Origin of the sequence: Filomicrobium sp. (assembly GCF_025698805.1) — a bacterium.
GTDB classification, from domain to species: Bacteria; Pseudomonadota; Alphaproteobacteria; order Rhizobiales; family Hyphomicrobiaceae; genus Filomicrobium; species Filomicrobium insigne.
This window is the reverse complement of sequence record NZ_JAILWT010000006.1, coordinates 222,469-241,430: the sequence shown is the minus strand read 5'-3', so window position 1 is coordinate 241,430 and position 18,962 is coordinate 222,469. Positions and strand designations below refer to the sequence as shown.

The 18,962-nt window shown below is 57.5% G+C and carries 15 protein-coding genes, 1 tRNA gene and 1 pseudogene; 6 read left to right on the top strand and 11 right to left on the bottom strand.

Translation table 11 applies throughout. The features are described from left to right. Positions 1 to 59 precede the first annotated feature (59 nt). The 5 genes and pseudogenes from ilvC to K5845_RS16215 all read right to left on the bottom strand — a co-directional run bounded on the left by ilvC (position 60) and on the right by K5845_RS16215 (position 5,823). Entirely contained in the window at positions 60 to 1,079 is a 1,020-nt protein-coding gene (gene ilvC, locus K5845_RS16235; RefSeq protein ID WP_046478460.1) for a ketol-acid reductoisomerase, read from the bottom strand. 189 nt (positions 1,080 to 1,268) lie between these two features. Continuing rightward, a complete protein-coding gene (locus tag K5845_RS16230; protein ID WP_287959483.1) occupies positions 1,269 to 2,024 on the bottom strand; it encodes an SDR family NAD(P)-dependent oxidoreductase in 756 nt (251 codons plus the stop codon). A gap of 101 nt (positions 2,025 to 2,125) precedes the next feature. Then, positions 2,126 to 3,512: pseudogene (gene gor / locus K5845_RS16225) on the bottom strand (glutathione-disulfide reductase). Between the two features lie 63 nt (positions 3,513 to 3,575). After that, positions 3,576 to 4,289, bottom strand: a complete 714-nt coding sequence (rpiA, locus tag K5845_RS16220; RefSeq protein ID WP_287959482.1) for a ribose-5-phosphate isomerase RpiA — start codon at positions 4,287 to 4,289, stop codon at positions 3,576 to 3,578. A 103-nt stretch (positions 4,290 to 4,392) separates the two neighbouring features. Then, positions 4,393 to 5,823, bottom strand: a complete 1,431-nt coding sequence (locus K5845_RS16215; RefSeq protein WP_287959481.1) for an NAD-dependent succinate-semialdehyde dehydrogenase — start codon at positions 5,821 to 5,823, stop codon at positions 4,393 to 4,395. A gap of 191 nt (positions 5,824 to 6,014) precedes the next feature. Here K5845_RS16215 and K5845_RS16210 point away from each other — a divergent pair, with 191 nt between their 5' ends. Both K5845_RS16210 and K5845_RS16205 read left to right on the top strand, forming a co-directional pair. Beyond that, positions 6,015 to 6,689 carry an HAD-IA family hydrolase gene (locus K5845_RS16210; protein ID WP_090230132.1) on the top strand — a complete coding sequence of 225 codons (675 nt, stop codon included), beginning with the start codon at positions 6,015 to 6,017 and terminating at the stop codon, positions 6,687 to 6,689. Positions 6,690 to 6,807: 118 nt separating this feature from the next. Further along, on the top strand, positions 6,808 to 7,074 hold the full coding sequence (locus K5845_RS16205) for a hypothetical protein (RefSeq protein WP_046478454.1): 267 nt from the start codon (positions 6,808 to 6,810) through the stop codon (positions 7,072 to 7,074). 88 nt (positions 7,075 to 7,162) lie between these two features. Here K5845_RS16205 and K5845_RS16200 read toward each other — a convergent pair whose 3' ends face one another. The 3 genes from K5845_RS16200 to K5845_RS16190 all read right to left on the bottom strand — a co-directional run bounded on the left by K5845_RS16200 (position 7,163) and on the right by K5845_RS16190 (position 11,005). Beyond that, complete coding sequence (locus K5845_RS16200; RefSeq protein WP_152024998.1) at positions 7,163 to 7,960, bottom strand: hypothetical protein; 798 nt, start codon at positions 7,958 to 7,960, stop codon at positions 7,163 to 7,165. 157 nt (positions 7,961 to 8,117) lie between these two features. Continuing rightward, positions 8,118 to 8,489, bottom strand: coding sequence for a hypothetical protein (locus K5845_RS16195; protein WP_046478452.1), 372 nt, complete (start codon positions 8,487 to 8,489; stop codon positions 8,118 to 8,120). Positions 8,490 to 8,653: 164 nt separating this feature from the next. Continuing rightward, a complete protein-coding gene (locus tag K5845_RS16190) occupies positions 8,654 to 11,005 on the bottom strand; it encodes an efflux RND transporter permease subunit (protein WP_046478451.1) in 2,352 nt (783 codons plus the stop codon). 299 nt (positions 11,006 to 11,304) lie between these two features. Between K5845_RS16190 and K5845_RS16185 the strand changes: the two genes are divergently transcribed. The 3 genes from K5845_RS16185 to K5845_RS16175 all read left to right on the top strand — a co-directional run bounded on the left by K5845_RS16185 (position 11,305) and on the right by K5845_RS16175 (position 12,886). Next, entirely contained in the window at positions 11,305 to 11,532 is a 228-nt protein-coding gene (locus K5845_RS16185; protein WP_046478450.1) for a sulfurtransferase TusA family protein, read from the top strand. Between the two features lie 192 nt (positions 11,533 to 11,724). Next, a complete protein-coding gene (locus tag K5845_RS16180; protein WP_090230124.1) occupies positions 11,725 to 12,732 on the top strand; it encodes a hypothetical protein in 1,008 nt (335 codons plus the stop codon). Positions 12,733 to 12,811: 79 nt separating this feature from the next. After that, a tRNA-Val gene (locus K5845_RS16175) sits at positions 12,812 to 12,886 on the top strand. Between the two features lie 12 nt (positions 12,887 to 12,898). On the opposite strand, the gene speB is transcribed toward K5845_RS16175, so the two are convergent. Together speB and K5845_RS16165 are read right to left on the bottom strand one after the other, a co-directional pair. After that, complete coding sequence (gene speB / locus K5845_RS16170; RefSeq protein WP_046478448.1) at positions 12,899 to 13,849, bottom strand: agmatinase; 951 nt, start codon at positions 13,847 to 13,849, stop codon at positions 12,899 to 12,901. 107 nt (positions 13,850 to 13,956) lie between these two features. After that, entirely contained in the window at positions 13,957 to 15,150 is a 1,194-nt protein-coding gene (locus tag K5845_RS16165; protein WP_046478447.1) for a type III PLP-dependent enzyme domain-containing protein, read from the bottom strand. 428 nt (positions 15,151 to 15,578) lie between these two features. Here K5845_RS16165 and K5845_RS16160 point away from each other — a divergent pair, with 428 nt between their 5' ends. Then, positions 15,579 to 16,670 (top strand): YeeE/YedE family protein, encoded by a 1,092-nt coding sequence (locus K5845_RS16160; RefSeq protein WP_090230116.1) that lies wholly within the window; start codon positions 15,579 to 15,581, stop codon positions 16,668 to 16,670. 13 nt (positions 16,671 to 16,683) lie between these two features. Here the strand turns inward: K5845_RS16160 and K5845_RS16155 are convergent, their stop codons facing one another. Continuing rightward, positions 16,684 to 18,885, bottom strand: coding sequence for a DUF4384 domain-containing protein (locus tag K5845_RS16155; protein WP_287959480.1), 2,202 nt, complete (start codon positions 18,883 to 18,885; stop codon positions 16,684 to 16,686). Positions 18,886 to 18,962 lie beyond the last annotated feature (77 nt).

The window sequence follows — 18,962 nt, the reverse complement described above, 5'->3', positions numbered from 1 at the left end:
ATAGCTTTCGCGCGCGCAGTTTGCGTCTGCTTTCGTCTCGGCGCTAGAGCGCCAAGGCATCAGTTGCGAGACTTATCCACCAAAGCCTTGTCTTTGATCCAGGGCATCATGCCGCGCAGCTTGCCGCCGACTTCCTCGATCTGATGCGCGTCGTTGAGACGACGAATGCCCTTGAAGCGGGCCTGGCCAGCCTTGCATTCCTGCATCCACTGCGACGTAAACTGACCCGTCTGGATTTCGCGCAGAACGCGGCGCATCTCTTCCTTCGTCTCAGGTGTGATGATGCGCGGTCCAGAAACATACTCGCCCCACTCCGCCGTGTTGGAGATGGAGTAGTTCATGTTTGCAATGCCGCCTTCGTAGATCAGGTCGACGATCAGCTTCACTTCGTGCAAGCACTCGAAGTACGCCATTTCCGGAGCGTAACCGGCTTCAACGAGCGTCTCAAAACCAGCGCGGATCAACTCGACGAGGCCACCGCAAAGCACGACCTGCTCACCGAACAGGTCGGTTTCGCATTCTTCCTTGAAGGTCGTCTCGATTACGCCGGATCGGCCACCACCGACGCCGCACGCATAGGACAGCGCCAGTTCATGCGCATTGCCGGACGCATCCTGATGGATTGCAATGAGGCAGGGCACACCGCCGCCCTTCTCATATTCGCCACGCACCGTGTGTCCCGGACCCTTCGGCGCGATCATGACGACGTCGACCGTATTCTTCGGCTCAATGAGATTGAAGTGAACGTTGAGACCATGCGCGAATGCGATCGCTGCACCGTCCCTAATGTTGTCGGCGATATTGTCCCGATAGATGTCGGCCTGCAATTCGTCAGGCGTCGCCATCATCATCATATCGGCCCAGCCAGCGGCTTCTTCCACCGACATCACCTTGAAGCCGTCGGCTTCCGCCTTTTTGACCGTCGACGAACTGAGGCGCAGTGCAATAACAATATCTTTGACGCCAGAGTCGCGCAGGTTCAGTGCATGCGCACGGCCCTGCGAACCGTAGCCAATGACCGCTACCTTCTTGGATTTAATGAGATTGAGGTCGGCGTCGCGATCATAGAACACGCGCATGGGTTGCCCCTTTCGGTTGTTGTTGTTCGTCGATTAGACTTGCGAGAGATTGGGCGGCGAGGGCACATAAGGCAACCAGCCGCTTAAGAACGCGCGAACCTACTACCCAAGGCCAGAGCTTTTCAATGGTTTCGGCACATTGACGCGCGAATTTGCTTCACCCGGCCTCCCATAAAGCAGATCCAAGCCTCAAAGCGAGGCCGACATCCCGCCATCAACGGCCAATTCGGCCCCCGTAACGAAGGCGGAATCGTCGCTGGCAAAAAACAATGCCGCCTTGGCCACCTCCTCGCTGGTTCCAAACCGCCGCATGGGTGTTCGGTCGAGAAGAGCCCTGTTTACCATAGGGTTGCGAAGCACACGCTCCGTCAGCGCCGTCTCAATAAAGCCCGGTGCCAAAGCGTTTACGCGGATGCCAAACGGCGCGTATTCGACAGCGAGTGCGCGCGTCAGCGCCGCAACGGCACCCTTCGAGGCTGAATAAGCCGCGAGCTGCCGCATCCCGCGATGCCCCATGATCGAGGCAATATTGATCAGCGAGCCGCTCCCGGCTGCCTTCAAGAGCCCAAAGCCATCGCGCGCGATGCGGACGACGCCGTCCAGGTTGACTTCGCGAATGCGCTCCCACTCCGCGTCCGCCAAATGCCGGAAATCGGCACGGACATTTAAGCCGGCGTTGTTAACGATGACGTCCGCACGGCCATGGGCACTTTCGACCGCGCGAAAAAGAGCCTGGACATCCTGTCCCCGCGACACATCAACGGTGAAAGGCGTCGCCTGTCCCCCATTGGACGCGATTTCGCCAGCGACCCGCTCCGCGCCGTCGCCGTCAACGTCTGTGACGTGCACATGTCCACCTTCAGCGGCAAAGACATGCGCAATACCCCGGCCAATGCCGGAAGCCGCACCGGTCACCACGATGATTTTGCCATCGAGCCGTCGCATGATCCCTCACAAAATGGATTTGACGGCACTCATAGCCGCGCGCGATGCCACGTGCAATCAGCCAAGCCGTAACGTCCCTAACAGACATGTCTCCGAGGGACTCATTCGGCAGCGGCTGCTACGAGTTGCCACTTTTGCCGCATGGTCACGAATTCTTCCGCAGCACTCGGATGCAGCGCCATCGTTTGATCGAACTGTGCTTTCGTCACGCCGATGCGCAAAGCAATGGCCGCCATCTGAACGATTTCAGCGGCACCCTCTCCGATGACGTGACACCCAACAACGCGCCCGGATTCCCCGTCAACCAGCAGCTTCATGAGCATTTTCTCATCGCGGCCGGATAACGTGGCCTTCATCGGCCGGAATTCGGATTTGTAGACGTCGAGCTTGGCGCACCGTTCACGGGCATCGCACTCGCCAAGCCCCACCGTCCCAATCTCCGGTGTCGAGAACACCGCCGTCGGGATCATCTCGTAAGAAACCAACCGCGCGTTGTTCCCAAACTGGGCATCCGCAAATGCATGCCCCTCAGCAATGGCGACCGGCGTAAGATTAAACCGGTCACAGACGTCACCAACCGCGAAGATGTTCTCAACGTTCGTCCGTTGCTCGTCATCAACAACGATGCTTCCGTTCCATCCGCGCTCAACGCCAATGGCATCGAGCCCGAGCCCCACAACGTTCGGATTGCGGCCGATCGCCAACATGATCTCGTCCGCTTCCAAGGTGGAGCCGTCGTCAAGATGACCAACGAGCCGACCGTTGACCTTTTCAAGCTTGGTGAACACCCGCCCTAAGACGAGCTTGATTCCGCGCTTGGTGTAAGCAGTCGTTAGACCATCGCGTAAATCATCGTCAAAGCCACGTAATATTTTGTCACCGCGATAAACGATCGTCGTGTCGACACCGAGCCCGGCGAAGATGCCCGCGAACTCGATGGCTATGTATGTAACCACCGCCATAAATGACAATACGCTCCGGTAAGCGCTTTAGGTGAAACGCCTCATTCGACGTGATCCCCAATTCATGGCCTTCAAGCTTTGAGTCGACAAATGGCGTGCCGCCCGTCGCAATGAGCACTTTGTCCGCAGTCACCGTCCGGCCGGAAGTCTTAAGCCGCAAGGTGTGCGCATCGACAAACTCTGCCCGCTCACCGAACACGGTGACACCCGCTCTTTCAAGCGTACCACCATACAGACCCTCGAGGCGGCTGATCTCTTTGTCCTTTGCGGCGACAAGGCTCGGCCAATCAAACTTAGTCGAACCAACAGACCAGCCGTAACCCGCGGCATCTTCAAACTCATCGGCATAGCGCGACGCGTAGACGAAAAGCTTCTTCGGCACGCAGCCCCGGATCACACACGTGCCGCCAAGCCGATATTCCTCAGCTAGGCCCACTCGTGCGCCATATCCGGCTGCAATGCGCGCAGCGCGAACGCCACCCGAACCGCCACCGATGACAAACAGGTCGTAGTCGTAATTGCTCATAACTTCACCGGAAGTAGAAAGACTCAGAACCGAGACAGAAGTTTCTCACTAACGACGCTTAATTTAGATCTCGCCGCTGTAATCTGTTTCCAGAACCTCGATCCCGTCGGCAGCAGACAGGATTGCGACATCCGCGATCCCGATAAACAGCCCCGTTTCAACCACGCCGGGCACCAACTTCAATGCGTCATCAAGCCCTTCCGGATCTTCGATGCGGCCAAAGGCGCAATCGAGGATCACGTTGCCGCTGTCCGTCATGAACGGCTTGCCGTCGGCTCCCATTCTGAGAGAGATCTCCCCCTCGCATCCCGCGTCCGCGGCGAGAAGCTCAACGAGATTGCGCGTCGCGCCGAGCCCAAACGGCACGATCTCTAACGGCAGAGGAAATGCACCCAGGGTTCCGACAAGCTTGCTCTTGTCCGCAATGATCACGACCTGCTCCGAAGCCGTGGCGACGATCTTCTCGCGCAAAAGCGCGCCGCCACCGCCCTTGATCATGCGCAATTCAGCGTCGATTTCATCGGCCCCATCGACGGTCAAATCAAGCACTGGGAATTCATCGAGTGTCGCGAGCTTAATGCCGAGCTTCTCCGCCTGCGCCCGTGTCGCCTCAGACGTCGGGACTCCAACGATGTCGGAAAGGCCTTCGCGCACACGCGCCGCCAAAAGATCCACAAAATGCGCGGCCGTCGATCCCGTCCCGAGACCAACCCGCATCCCCGCCTCAACGAATTCGACAGCTTTCGCCGCCGCTTGACGCTTCAGCTCATCCGACATTCTGACCATCCTTGGCTTGCGGCCGCTCAGCTAATTCGGCCAGAAGAGTTCGATAATGCGCGCAACCACTCGAGGGTTGCGCGCCCGAAAATTATGGCGAGGACTAAAGACCACCCATCAGCACATACTTCGTATCGAGAAATTCCTCGATACCGTGATGAGAGCCTTCACGCCCCAGGCCCGATTGCTTAACACCACCGAAGGGGGCCAGTTCGGTCGACATCACACCTTCGTTGACACCAACCATTCCGTATTCGAGAGCCTCAGCGACACGCCAAACGCGACCGATATCGCGCGCATAGAAGTAAGCCGCAAGCCCAAACTGCGTATCGTTGGCTTGTGCGACAACGTCGGCTTCGTCAGTGAACCGGAACAGAGGAGCAACAGGACCGAATGTTTCTTCCCGCGTCACCTTCATGCTGGAATCGACATTCGCTAGAACCGTAGGCTGGAAAAACGTGCCGCCACGGTCATGCCGGCTTCCGCCGATGAGAACACGTGCGCCCTTGTTCACAGCATCGGCGACATGATCTTCCACCTTGGCAATGCCTGCTTCGTTGATCAGTGGGCCAATCTCAACGCCAGATTCCGTACCTGCCCCAACCTTGAGCTTCGCCGCCCCTGCTGACAGCTTCTCCGCGAAAGCATCATAGACCTTGTCTTGTACATAGATCCGATTGGCACAGACGCACGTTTGACCCGCATTCCGGAACTTCGAAGCCAACGCACCTGCAACGGCCTGATCGACATCCGCATCGTCGAACACGATGAACGGCGCATTCCCGCCCAACTCCAGCGACACTTTCTTGATCGTACTAGCCGCTTGCCCCATGAGAATGCGGCCCACTTCCGTCGAGCCCGTGAATGTGACGACACGTACCAGCGGATTCGTCGACAGTTCTTTGCCGACCGTCGCCGCATCCGCAGTGGTGATGACATTCAAAACACCTTTGGGAACACCAGCACGAACGGCAAGTTCTGCAAGAGCGAGCGCAGAGAGAGGCGTATCCTCCGCAGGCTTCACAACAGCAGTGCATCCCACCGCGAGCGCGGGACTGACTTTCCGTGTAATCATCGCATTGGGAAAATTCCACGGCGTGATCGCCGTAACGACACCGACTGGCTGTTTCAAAATAACCGTACGCGCCCCTGCCTTGAAGGTCGGCAGCGTCTCGCCGTAAACGCGCTTGGCCTGCTCGGCGAAGAATTCGACAAAGCCCGCACCGTACATTATCTCACCGCGCGCCTCACTCAGTGGCTTTCCTTGCTCTTTGGAAAGAAGAAGCGCCAGCTCATCCGCATGTTCGATGATCAGCTCGTACCAACGGCGTAGGATGGCGGTGCGCTCCTTGGCAAGAAGCTTCGACCAGGCCGGAAATGCGTTGTGAGCAGCCTCAATCGCTGCTTTCGCTTCAGCCACGCCGAGATCGGGGACGCGCGCAATCTCTTCACCGGTCGCTTTGTCGGTAACAGGCATCGCAGGAGTGCCAACCCAAGCCCCATCGATGAGAGCTTGCGTCTTAAGAAGCGTCATGACCTTTTTATCCATAACCTAGCCTTTCTGGCCCGCTGATTTATGCGCGCACTATTTAAAATCGGCCCTAGCGCCTGGACCCGCCTGTAGGTTTTGTGTAAGCGCGCAATAGTCGTCATTCAACCTACACCCGACTGGTAGTCGCAATTTCACCACCCCATCACAACCAACCAAACCTAAGGAACGCCAGCATGCGCGATGCGACGGTCGTCTTTGATCTCGATGGCACTCTGGTCGACACGGCACCCGATCTCATCCACGCTGCCAACCACGTTCTTGAACTGTGCGGCATTCCCGCAGTCGCGCCAGCAGATCTGCGACCCTGGATCAGCTTTGGCGCGCGGCGGATGATTATCGAAGGCCTGCGGCAGTCTGGTATGGAAAAAACCGACGAAGACGTCGATCAACTCCTTGCCAGCTTCTTGAGCCACTACAGCGAAAACATCGCCGCAACCAGCCGTCCTTTCGAAGGAGCCCGCGACGTTATAGGCCGTCTCCGCATCGCGGGCAGCCGATTGGCCATTTGTACCAACAAACGCGAAACATTATCGCGACAACTCCTTACCGAACTGGCTTGGCTCGACAGCTTTGATGCATTGGCTGGACGCGATACTTTTCCAGTCTGCAAACCCCACCCCGATCACCTGTTCGGCGCCGTTAAACTTGCAGGCGGAGAGCTCACGCGCGCGATAATGGTTGGTGACAGCCCAACCGATGTGGCCACCGCCCGCGCCGCCGGAATTAAAGTCATCGCCGTTTCTTTTGGTTATACTGAAGTGCCTCCGGAAGATCTGGGAGCTGATATCCTGATCCACCACTACGGTCAGCTGGAACAGGCTCTACAGGAATTGTTGGGCTCCGACTGACACAATGTGTAGGCCTCAAGCCACACTCCAAAGCACCATTGCACTTGTCCTTGAAGAACCATATTCAACCGCAAGATACGCTCGGCCGTAACGGCTCTCAAAAGAGGAAACCTAAGACATGATCAAACGTATCGTCCTCGCCGTCGCTGCAGGCCTCCTCGTCTCCAGTCCCGCTTTCGCACAGGATGTGGCCGCTAACGTTGACGATTGTCTGAAACAGGCCTTTGACCTGGCTCAATCGGCCGAGGAAAAGAACCTCCCTGATGCCAAGCTCGATAAGCTTGAAGAGCTCTTGACCACCATGGAGGGGCACTGCGACTCTAACAAATTTGACGAAGCCGCCACTGTCGCCGGCCAAATCAAGACCGAAATTGAAACGCCGTAGCCGTTTGGCGCAATGTGGCGATAACCCAACGGAACAATGGCTGCAGCATCTCGTGCTGGCGAACAACCGCCGATGTCTTTGGCCGCCCTTATCCGTTCCCGAGAAGAGTATCCTCTGGCGGCAGATCCCAGCCGACCATGCGGTCCATCGCGTCGAGATGAACCACGGCTCTTAACCGCGACATGTCGCGTCGGGCTGCAGGCAACAACGCCCGGCCCTTTCGGCTGAAGCCAATGCTTCGCACAGCGCGGTGGTGCCAATCCATGTGCCCGCTGATGGGATCGAATTTCAGCTTGATGACGCGGCGGATCATATCGACTTCGCAAGTACCCATCAGTCCTGCACAGGCTAGTGTGCCCTTCACTTCCTCTTCGGTGGCCTCAAGATCAACCAGCCGATCAAGAATGGCCACAAACTGCTGATACCCGCATAAGCCCCTTTCGCTGATCTCCTCGAGCACAGCACCAACGGCGGCAGGGCTGAGACACCGCCTGAGGTTACTAATCAACGCGTCGTGCGCTTCCGGTGAAACCTCAATGGATGTCGCCCGTATAATGCGCGTAGCAGGCGCACGCCGGCGCACATCTTTAGTACCAACGAGAACAAGCCGTCCGCCAACCCGATGAGCCTGCCTCTCCGTACCGCCCGACGACGGGACCACACTCACGGCATTGCGGCGAAGCATCGAACGAGGACGAGCCTTAAGTCCGATGACTTCAGGTCGTTCCCGGCTAAAGCGAGCGCCTAAAATACGCCGATAAATCGTATCGTTGATAACGATCAGAAACGCGAGAGGCCCAAGGAATACATTACGAAGCCATTCCCTCCAGCCACGATGGTGGCGGGTGGCTGATTTGGTGCTCTTAGGTGAGGATGCGTCGGTCACGCGGCCTCGGCACGATTAGGGTTTACTAGAGACGGAAATTGGGAAGATACAGAACGGTCCCATCCCCAACGTCTCCACTCTCACTTCATGTCAGTCATGTTACAGGCAACGACCGACCTTAGAGAAGCCCCAATAGTAGAAACCGAGTATTTTTCCCTCAAACCCCGCAGGCAGCGATTATAAGCGCCTGAACCTGCGCCATCCGCAGCGCAAACGCCTCCTGCCACTTAGGATCCGCCGTGCGCTTTGCCTCGAACTCTTTGATATAGCGTTCCTTATCGCGCCAATAGTAAAATGCCATTTGCTTGTCTTCGAGGCTCATCCGATCCGGATCGCTCATAAGCTTCTGCTCGCATTCGCAAGACTTGGGATTACGATTTTCGACGGTGGCGCAGTTATCATACGCCGCGCTGAGAAAGCCTTGTTCACTGAACTCTGGCTTATCATCGGCCAACGTGACGGAGGCGCCGAACCCCACCAAAGCCACAAGCACACCGAAAGACCGAACAAACGTCAAAATACGAGCCATAAGGGGTCTCCTCCAAACCGCAAAGTACCGGTCGCACACAAGAATTCGCGTGTTCTCATTGTCGGCCCCGCCGAACGCCACGTCTGAACCCCAGTCCATAAGCATCTGAGCAACAAGAGCGCAAGCCTCCCTGTCGGCCCCCGCCCCGTCGCAAATCGTTAGGGTTACGGATTGCGCGGTATCCATCCGCGATAAAGGGAAATTGTCGCCGGCAGGATAACAAGTTGCGCGATCAGAGAAGCAAACAGACACACTGCCGAAAGCTGCCCAAAGAGCCTCAGCGACGGCAGGTCCGAAAGCACCGTAACGCCAAGCCCCATCGCCAGAACGATCGTCGTTAAAACGACCGCGGGACCAATGTGATGGGCGGTGCGCCTTAACGCCTCGAAGTGCATGCCCGAGCCGCCACCGAGACGGTCTTCCTCCAGCCGGAACCTGTTCAGGAAGTGAATTGTAGAGTCGATAGCTAACGAAAATGCCACGGTAATCGCGATGATCGACGCAAACTGCAGCCCTTCACCAGAAGCCCAGAGAAGAGCACCTGTCGCAAAGATCGGGAACAGGGATGGCAGAATACTTGCAACACCCACCAGAACCGATCGTAATGCCAACCCTAGGAAGATAAAGATCACGAAAATATCGCCGACGAGGCCCCAATTGAGCTCTGTGATCAACGTCGCCGAGTTGCGCGCCGCGATGGCCGGCAGGCCCGTAACGTTGATTTCATAGCCGGGATGCGCCGCGCGCACCGGCGCCAACGCAGCGTCAATCTGCTCGACAACAGGCAGGATTTCACTGGCATCAAGGTCCGGCATGCGAGCCGTCACCAAGACAGCCCGCTCATCGCCTGAAATGAACCGTCGCACTAGATGTTCCGGCAAAATTGATACGTAGCGTTGAACGGTCTCGACATTGTCTTCCCCGGCTTCTGCCAGCCAGCGCCTCAAACTGTCGAGCGACCAAACGTTGCCGAGCCCAGCGCGCTTTTCGAGAACGTCATGAGCCGTCCGGATCGTATCCAGCGTTTCTTCATCGAAAAGAGTATTTTTAGGGGCGCCTGACGCGTCTTTATCGTCAGGCAAAAGGATCATGACATGGATCGGGTTGGCGCCCGTTAGTTTCTGATCCAATTGCGCTGAACCCGCCAAGGCCTGCTCCTGATCCGGCACTTGATCGGCGAGCCGATACTTCGGTTCAAGCTGGGCGTAGGCGGTGCCGGTCAGCACCACAGCAACGACGCCAAGCGTAGTGAACAACGCCGGATTTCGGGCTGCCGTCCCCATCACGCGGTCGGTCACCCGCTGCAGCAGTCCGACGCCACCGCTTTCTTCATCAGGATCGGCAAGCACGTGGGTTTCGCGCTTTACGAAAATTGCAGCAAGCGTCGGCACGACCACGGCCACCGCAAGATAAGAAATCCCGACAGCCAACAAAGCCGCGACACCGAATGTTCGAATGAGAGCGGATTCAGCCAGCGATAACGACAGGATCGCAATCCCCGCGTTCATAGCCGTCAGAAGACACGCAGGCGCCACGTCTATAACAGCCGCGCGCGCTGCAGCGACCCGGTCCACGCCAGCCATGATGCCGCGACGAACCGCAAGAACCAAGTGCATGGAATCTGAAAAACCCTGCACCAGAATCAAGGGCGTAATAACGTTGATGAAGAGATTGAGCCGAAAGTCGAGCGCACCCAGGACGCCCAACGTCCAGAGAATGGCAATCCCAGGCCCCGCTACCGCAATGATCGTCAAGGATAGACGCTTGAAGAAAATGAATGCAACAACGAGTCCTGCGAGGAAGCCCAACCCGTTATAGACAAGACGGTCTTGCTCCACCGCATTGCGGATCTCAAGCTGCATGACTGGCGCACCGGTCAGCTTGATGGTGACGCCTGTCCCCGCGAAGCCATCCTCTGCGGTCTTTCTCAGTCCCTCGATGACAGCCTTGGAACCGTCTCTGGCAACCGCAGCGCGATCCAGAGAAATAACGATCAAAGCCAGCTTCCCGTCATCTGACAGGAATTTCCCTTTCACAATGTCATTTGTCTTGAGCCGCTCAGCCATGGCCGACAGGCCAGCGTCATCCTCCGGAAGATCGTCTGGAACAATCGGGGGCGCATAGCCGGTCTCGTCCGGTTTATCACGCGCCGACATCATGGAAACGAGACCGTTGACGCCATCTGCTAGTTGCAGATCAATCGTCGTTTCGCGAAACGCCGTCAAAACCTCGCGGCTCAGAAGATCAGGCCCCGAAGCAACAATCAAAACGTCATATTCACTTGATGGGAACAACCGATCGATAGTTTCGTACTGATGAAACTCTGGTGTATCGGTGCGAAAGAGCTCCGAAAGCGAATCGTCCACCTTGAGCCGCGAAACGCCAAGCGCCGCCAAGCCCGAAAGAACGACGATCAACAAAGCCGAGAGAAGAGGGGCGCGAAGCGCAATCAGCCCAAGTTTTTCCAGACCGAATGAAAACCGGAACGTCCTGGGTTTGGGTTCAGACACGTTCATGATTCCCCTCGCGTTCCCATGCCGAAAAAAAGCCGACAGCCCCTAGGTAAGCCAAACCCGACGCAAACCGTATAATGGTGACACCCGCTGATGCCTGATGACAACCAATCCGGCAATGCCTAATTGCCGCGATATACCCACTCACACCGTGCGATTCGGGCGTCAGGCCGCCAAACCTATCGCCAATTTGCACGTTTTGATATCGTCGCGCGCCTTCTACCTCTGCTATCAACCTCTCGTGAGCGGCTGAGAATTAGGCGCCGATAAAAACAAAAATCTGTCCGGAGACTGCGACGACCATGGCCGATATGACACTGGATACAAAGGGTTTGAATTGTCCGCTGCCAATCTTGAAAACCAAAAAAATCATCAAGGACGTTCCCCGCGGCGGCACCCTTGAGGTCCTGGCCACCGATCCCGGATCTGTCGCCGACTTCCAAGCGTTCTGCAAAACAACCGGAAACACCTTGTTGGAACACGAAGAAAGCGGCGGCGTATATCGCTTCCTGATCCAACATTCCGCCTGACCCATACCAGAGGCGCCGTAGGTCCACGCGGCGCCCCTTTTTCGCGCAAAGTGCCTCATTCGCGACGCCCTGTAGCAGTCAGCTGAGGCGCCGCAATTCAGCCGCATCCACCCCCTCTCCTCTCGCTATGAAGAAACTAATTCTGGGGCCAGAACGGCGACTGGGTACCGTTTCAGGCGAGCGAGATAACCGATGCGCCTTCCGACAGCTGAGTGCCACACCATCGATCTGAGCGCTGATCGAAGAGCAAGCGTCGTTCGAACGGTGGCGCTTTTCGTGGTCCTCGCGGCCTCTTTCATGTTCGGCGCACTTCAAGCCTCCGCCCTGCCCCAACAGGCTCTCAACAGTCGGGTCGTGCTCGACCTCCCGGAAGGCTTCGAACCGTCCCCGCTATTCTCCGGTTTTACAAACGAAAATCTCGGTGTGAGCTACGTGATCTTCGAAACGCCTCACGAAGCCTATGACGAATTGATTTCAGGTTTTACGGCGGAAGGGCTTGCCAAGCGCGGAATTACATCCGTCGAACGTGGGACACTGCCCCGGACGGATGACCACATTTACATTCGCGCCCAACAAACCTCGCCAACCGGTACGTACGAAAAGTTCTTCGTTGTGTTCCGTACGGCCGATCAGTCGGTATTGGTTTCCGCGAATGTGCCGGTCGAGATCATGCGTAATCGCACGATAACGGCAGAGGATATTGAGCGCGTTCTCAGTTCGGCGAAAACCGCCGCTCATCTCACGGTGCGGGAGCTTTACCGTCTTGGATATCTCGGAGAATTCAAACGAGCGGGCACCGTTATCGGCACAAGCACGGTCTATACCCGGGACGGCCGATTTGAACCTGAGCGCAAAGGACAAAGTCGCCCCGTTTTCATGATTGCCCCCTCCCTCGACAAGCGACCGGTCAAGGAGCCCCAAGCGTTTGCAACAAAGCTGCTGACCTCACTCACGGGCTATCGCCAGCTTAAGCTGAGCACGCCCACAGAAGTGACTATCGGCGGCCTGGAAGGCATATCGATAGAGGCAACCGCCGTAGACGCAACAGACGAAAATCCGGTCAACCTGCTACAGATTTTGCTTCCGGCACCCGGTGGTGGATACTATCGATTGCTTGGCATCACACCAACATCACAAACGCTTATCCCGGAGTTCCGACGCATCGCCCAAAGCTTCGAGCTGACTGATGCGCGACGGTAAGTGAAGGGTGCGAAGTTCGGTCACCACGGACCTTGACAGCAGGTGAAGAATGTCAGCATAAGCTGGCTTCCCTGGAACCGGGCGGTTAGCTCAGCGGTAGAGCACACGCTTCACACGCGTGGGGTCACTGGTTCAATCCCAGTACCGCCCACCAGTCCTAAGATTATCAGGACAAGACGCGCGAACGGCGCACGCCAGGCCCCGTCCCGGACAAAGCATACGCCATCATCTTGTAGGCAAGTTGCGCCGCAAGAAAATCATACGCATGGAAGCCCGGTATCGGCGCCAGCTCTACGAGATCCGCACCTACGATCGTGCCAACCTGCGCCGCGCGGCGCAGGATCGCAAGCGCCTGCGGATAATTCATACCGCCGGGCGTAGGCGTACCCGTCGCAGGCATGATTGACCCGTCCAGACCGTCGATATCGAAAGTGACGTAGATCGGACGCCCCTTCAGCGGCGCAACGATATCTTCGATCGACCAATGTGCTTGGTCTTTGCCCCAATGGATGTGAACACGATGCTTGTTCGCTTCGGCAAAACCAACCTCTGGAGCCGATACCGCACGGATACCAACCGAAACTAAACTGACGTGCTGATAGTCAAGCACACGCCGCATCGCTGCCGCATGCGAAAAGCGCTCACCCAGATAACCATCCCGCAAATCGGCATGAGCATCGAACTGCAAAACAACGAGGTTGTCATAGTGTGCCGCAAAAGGCCGGATGGCACCTGCAGTCAACGAATGCTCGCCACCAAGCACGAACGGAAATCGGCCAGCTTCCAATGTTTGCTCGACGATGCGTGCGAGCTTATCCAAAGCAGGTTCAGGACCCTTTTCGAGATCAATCATCGGCGGTTTCAACGTCGCGATACCGAAATCATCACAAGGCTGACGCATGAGTTCGTCGTCGTACAACTCAAGCTGATGACTGGCCGCAAGGATGGCCGCAGGACCCCGCGCCGTACCGGAGCCGTAGCTCACCGTCGCCTCGAGCCCAAACGGAATAACGAGAGCACGGGCCAAATGCGGACAAAGCACGTCGGACCGATCTGGATCGAGAAAGGCCTCGTCCGCATGTAGGTAAGTGAAGGGGTCGCTCGGTTGTTGGCCCATATCTTTTGGTCCCTGGCACTAGTCACAAAACGAGGCTCGAAAGCGTCTACCCCCGAGCCTCGTTGTTTATCAATTGTGTTCCGCCAGACGAAGCCGGCAGCGAAATTTTAGCCGCGCGCAAACCGCGCCGGCACAGCGGCATCTTCCGAGTACATGGTCACCTGAGGCTCATCGAGCAGGATGACCTCCTCGTAGTCGCCATAACCATTGAACTTGCCAGCCATCGCCCGGCCATAAGCGCCGATGTTGCCAATCTCAATGTAATCTCCTGGCCGAATGGACGCCGGCAACATGAAGGGTCCTGGCATGTGATCAATTGAATCGCAGGTCGGCCCCCACAGTTCAAACCCCGTGAGCGGTTCACCAGCTTCCGGCTCACGCGAAACCATGCGTGCCGGAAATACGAAGCCAAGATGCGCGGCATCGAACAGCGTCCCGTAAGAGCCGTCATTAATATAAAGATGGCTACCGCGGCGCGCATCCACCCGCACGATTAGGCTTTCAGCCTCTGCGACCAGCGCACGGCCTGGCTCACACATCACGCGGACATCTTCACGCACGGGCATCTCTTCGAGGCCAGCATCAATCGCGTCGATAAAATCGACGAGCGGTGAAGGCTCACTGTTCGGATACCGCGAAGGATAGCCGCCGCCGACATCGATACGGTCGACGACAACGCCAGCAACGCCGATCAATTCGCGCACCGCCTGCAATGCGGCGACGAACGCGTCTGGTGTCGTTGTTTGGGAACCGACATGGAACGTGATGCCCAATTCGGCTGCCACCTGACGCGTCTTAACGAGAAGATCCGCGGCTGCAGCACCAGCGATCCCAAATTTGTGCTCAAGTGGGATGAGGCTGTTGATCGCAGGTACCGCCACGCGCACAAACAGCTTCAAATCCCGCGCCGGGCGGCCATCCGCCCCAGTCGTCTCCTCGACAATTTTAGTAAGCTCATCGAGCCCATCGAGGGAAAAACTACGGACACCCAAATCATACGCGCGACGAATTGCGCTGCGCGATTTGACCGGATGCATGAAATGAAGCTCTGCCCCAGGAATCGTGGCGGCGTCCTCAAGCTCAGGGAGCGAGGCAACGTCGAAATGCCGGATTCCGGCACCATACAGCGCGCCGATCAGAAAGACCGAGCTGTTGGCCTTGTAGGCATAGGCCACATCGCCATCAAAGTTGTCTATAAACCAACGCGCCGCCCGGCCAGCCGCCTGCGGACGAAGTCCAAGTACGGGCTTTTCAGGGCGTCGGGATTGGATCAGAGCTGCCGCGGAAGCGAGCTTTTCCATTTCATGGGACCTCCACCAGTCGGGTTTAAAAATCCGAGGGCGCTGCTCATACCAGCAGAGACCGCCTTATCGCAAAGAAGCGCGGATATATGGTCATTTGCCCCCCACGTAAACCCCTCGTGTGATGATCGAGAAATTCGCCGGTTATCGCGGAATGGCCGTCAGCGAATTACTCGCTCTGAAACACACGAGCAACCCCATGATTCTAGTGTCCCTTTTGATTCCGAAGTTTGCTCCCAAACAAGCATCCCCTGCAGCGAACTTTGGAAACCGGACACTAGCGTGAAGCAAATTTGTTGTTCCAGGCCCGCTGTCACCGCGCCATCTTGTTCCAGGGGCGTTTAGAACAGTGGAATTCAGTTAACATTCTCAAGTTTGACTATGATAACGCTGCCGCCGACAACGGACAGTCTCGGAGACCACTGACGATGGAAGAACTACGCCAAGCCTTTATCGAAAACGCACCACTTTACCTGATGATCTCAGGATTGGTGGTCGGCTTCGCGTTTGGCTGCATCGTCTACGCCACAAACTTCTGCACGATGGGCGGGATCTCCGACGCTTTTAACTTTGGCGACTACCGCCGCTTCCGCTCATGGATCCTGGCAGGCGCGGTCGCAATCCTCGGCACCCAGGCGCTCGCCTACACTGGCATCGTGTCGGTCGAGAAGTCGATGTATCTCGGCCCCTCGTTGAATTGGTCAGGCCATATCCTCGGCGGACTGATCTTCGGCTTCGGCATGGTCTTTTCCGGCGGCTGCCCGAGCCGCAACCTGGCGCGCGCCGGTGGCGGCGACTTGCGGGCTTTGCTCACTCTCGTCGTCGTCGGGATCTTTGCATACGCCACAATCGGCGGCGTCCTAGGCCCTCTGCGAGCTGCAATTGCGGACGCGACAGCACTCCCAATGAGCGGCCTCGGCGCGCCATCGACAAGCCTTGCCGACATGGCTTCAGCCCACCAAATCGTTCCGGGCGACATCGCGGGCCTCGCCGTCGGTGCGATCATCGCGGGTCTAATGATGCTCTATTGCTTCGCAAGCCGCGAAATGCGCGCAAGCCCCGTCCATATCATCGCCGGTATTGCAGTCGGGTTGTGCGTGATCGCAGGCTGGGCGGCCACTGGCCTCGCCTTCGATGAGTTCACCGAAGCGCCCGTTCCTCCAATCTCGTTGACCTACGTCCGCCCCGCGGGCGACAGCCTAGAATGGATCCAGCGCTACACCGCACTAGGCTATCCGGGCTTTGGAGCCGCAAGCGTCTTCGGGGCATTATTCGGCGCCTTCCTTGCCGCCATGTCTATGGGACGTTTCCGCGTGGCGTCCTTTTCCGATGCCGGTGACACCGTGCGGACCTTATCAGGCGCCGCACTCATGGGCTTCGGGGGTGTGATGGCGCTCGGGTGCACGATCGGCCAGGGCCTGACAGGCATCTCGACGCTGGCTTTGGGCTCATACCTGACATTTGTCGCGATCGTTCTCGGTGGCATTCTCGGCTTGAAAGCCCTAGAGCGCTTGGCCTGATCCGCAATAAAGCTCAGTCTATCTTGATGACGATCGCGTCGCGGGCTTGCGGCAGCGGTGTCGGGTCGCTGCGGGCGGGCACTGTGTCCCGGCGCTTGCGGCCGGACACTAATTTCGCCCGCTGCACCGTCCCTCCGCCGGCACGCTCCTTGCTATCCGCTGCCAGCTCATCGCGGAGAAAGGCTTCCCAATCCCCCAGACTGGTAAAGCGTTGACGCTCGAAGTCGTGGAAAACACCGGGCGGCGAGGTACGTCCGCCCGCCATGCAAATCCCAACGATCATTTCCTCACCAACAGTCCGCAATCGGAACCTGAACTCATCAGCCGGTCCCGGCACGCGTAAACGTTGGCGGGCCTTGAGAAGGTTATCGGGATTAAAGTCGTTGGGAAACAAGACGGTAGCCAGCCCCTTGGCATCAACCGAAATCAATGTCAGATGACAATCCTGTGTGCTAGAAGCAAAGAAGTAGGCCGCTTCACCCGCTTTGTAGCTTGGCTTGTCGCTCCATAACGAAAGGCGCAAGTCATCCGCATGGGGCCGAATTGACTGCCTTTGATCCGCATCCTCAACAAGCTCAGAAGCGAGCCAGTCAAACTCCGCGCGTGTGATCACCCCCTGACGCAAGCGCCGGGCGGCAGGCGCCAAATCGCCGTCAAGCTTCTCAAGCGTTTGAGAAATCTGCTGGACGCTTCGACCCATTTCGCGGGCCACGCGGCGAATATCAAGCGCGCGCAGATAGTTCAGAACCAACGCGTGAATCGGCTCCAACCCATCGATTGTCAGATCAGGTCCAATGCCCGCCGAACGGAGGACGATCGTCTGTGCGTTGGCATCGTTCGCCAAGAGCGCATCAAGCTCCGCCTGAGAAACCAGGTGGTTTGCACCGCCTCCGCTCTGGCTGACCTCTTCCATGGCAATGCCACGCAAATCATCCTGAAAGGGCAACAGGACCGGCTGATGACAGACAAAACACCCAAGCCCTCCACCTGTCGCGCGCCCAGCCAATTCAGAGACATGGCTTTCAGTCCCTATCTCCTTTGCCTCGTCCCGCCGGGTACCATCCGCAGAAAACACGGCCGAGCCAAAAAAGCCGTTCGGAAGCTGAAACAGCAAGCGAGACTGTTCAGCACCCGCCGCCACGTCATCTCCCGCCCCGCGGCTTAGTCGGTTCGACAAATTTGTGAGTGCGTCCGACTGCTCCCCAGTCCCAGGCACGAAATCAAAAGCCTCCCAAAGTACCCGCCCATCCTTATCCGCGCGGCGCAAAAAAGTGCGCGCGGCACCCGTAACGGCACTTTGCGCAACGCCAGCAACACGTGTCTGCGCAAGATCAATGTTTCCCGTGAAACCTAACCACGCATCAAAATTCCTCTCTCGGACAGGGATCCGCAAACGCGCGTAGTAGTTTCCAGGCTCAGAGAGGGCGTACGCCAACCAGTCAGCCCGTAAAAGCGGCTGACGGCTCCCGGAACCCTCTAAAATATCCGAACCTAAATCAGGCCGTGTTGCTTCAGGCGTTTGCTTGGCAATGGCTTCCCATTCGTCGGGAGACCATCCCAGATTGCGCACATCAAAAGCAATGAAACTTCCTCGGATATCGACGTTATCCGGACGCAACGGCTTCGGCGCGCGCGAAACACTATTGAGGAGTTTGACGAGAGCCTGCCTGTAAGCATCCAGTTGGCTCTTTCCGCCACATGATGTGCCAAGATGCGAAAGTTGCACGTACCGGCGAAACCTTGCGGTCTCAGGGTCGGCCCCTTGCTGATCGGCCCGGATCAGCGCATCCACGTCCTCGGTGTCCGTGACTCCCCATACACAACGGGAAACGGCACGCAAACCGGCAATCCAAGTCCTAACCGCCGCAATTTCCTCGACGCTGGGCTCCTTGAGGTCGCCAAAGCCGTTCGTAACGTCATTCGGCATATGCCGCGTCTGCATTACGGTAAAAAGTGGAGAAGCATCCGGATAGCCAGGGCGCACTAAGTCCGCGCGCCGTGCAAGAGCATCAAGATCTAGGACATTTCCCAGATCCCCCGCCGAGACACTCCGCTTGAGACGACCCGTCTGGTGGCATCGCGCGCAGTGCTGATCCAGAACCTTGTACGCGCGCACCGCATCGCTGGCCGCGGAAGGTGCAAGCACTGCAGGGGGATCTTGATCTTGTGCCTGACACGGAACGACAAGACAGCCGAGCGCCACGAGGACGGCCACCGCCAGCCATTTCCGCCGTTGAGCTCCCGGAACCAACGAGCCGCCACCTTCCCGCAAATTCGACTCAAGCTTTCAAA

Excerpts from the sequence above, each read along its gene's own strand:
- ilvC (WP_046478460.1), bottom strand. The coding sequence starts at position 1,079 with ATGCGCGTGTTCTATGATCGCGACGCCGACCTCAATCTCATTAAATCC.
- K5845_RS16230 (WP_287959483.1), bottom strand. The coding sequence starts at position 2,024 with ATGCGACGGCTCGATGGCAAAATCATCGTGGTGACCGGTGCGGCTTCC.
- rpiA (WP_287959482.1), bottom strand. The coding sequence starts at position 4,289 with ATGTCGGATGAGCTGAAGCGTCAAGCGGCGGCGAAAGCTGTCGAATTC.
- K5845_RS16215 (WP_287959481.1), bottom strand. The coding sequence starts at position 5,823 with ATGACGCTTCTTAAGACGCAAGCTCTCATCGATGGGGCTTGGGTTGGC.
- K5845_RS16210 (WP_090230132.1), top strand. The coding sequence starts at position 6,015 with ATGCGCGATGCGACGGTCGTCTTTGATCTCGATGGCACTCTGGTCGAC.
- K5845_RS16205 (WP_046478454.1), top strand. The coding sequence starts at position 6,808 with ATGATCAAACGTATCGTCCTCGCCGTCGCTGCAGGCCTCCTCGTCTCC.
- K5845_RS16195 (WP_046478452.1), bottom strand. The coding sequence starts at position 8,489 with ATGGCTCGTATTTTGACGTTTGTTCGGTCTTTCGGTGTGCTTGTGGCT.
- K5845_RS16190 (WP_046478451.1), bottom strand. The coding sequence starts at position 11,005 with ATGAACGTGTCTGAACCCAAACCCAGGACGTTCCGGTTTTCATTCGGT.
- K5845_RS16185 (WP_046478450.1), top strand. The coding sequence starts at position 11,305 with ATGGCCGATATGACACTGGATACAAAGGGTTTGAATTGTCCGCTGCCA.
- K5845_RS16180 (WP_090230124.1), top strand. The coding sequence starts at position 11,725 with ATGCGCCTTCCGACAGCTGAGTGCCACACCATCGATCTGAGCGCTGAT.
- speB (WP_046478448.1), bottom strand. The coding sequence starts at position 13,849 with ATGGGCCAACAACCGAGCGACCCCTTCACTTACCTACATGCGGACGAG.
- K5845_RS16165 (WP_046478447.1), bottom strand. The coding sequence starts at position 15,150 with ATGGAAAAGCTCGCTTCCGCGGCAGCTCTGATCCAATCCCGACGCCCT.
- K5845_RS16160 (WP_090230116.1), top strand. The coding sequence starts at position 15,579 with ATGGAAGAACTACGCCAAGCCTTTATCGAAAACGCACCACTTTACCTG.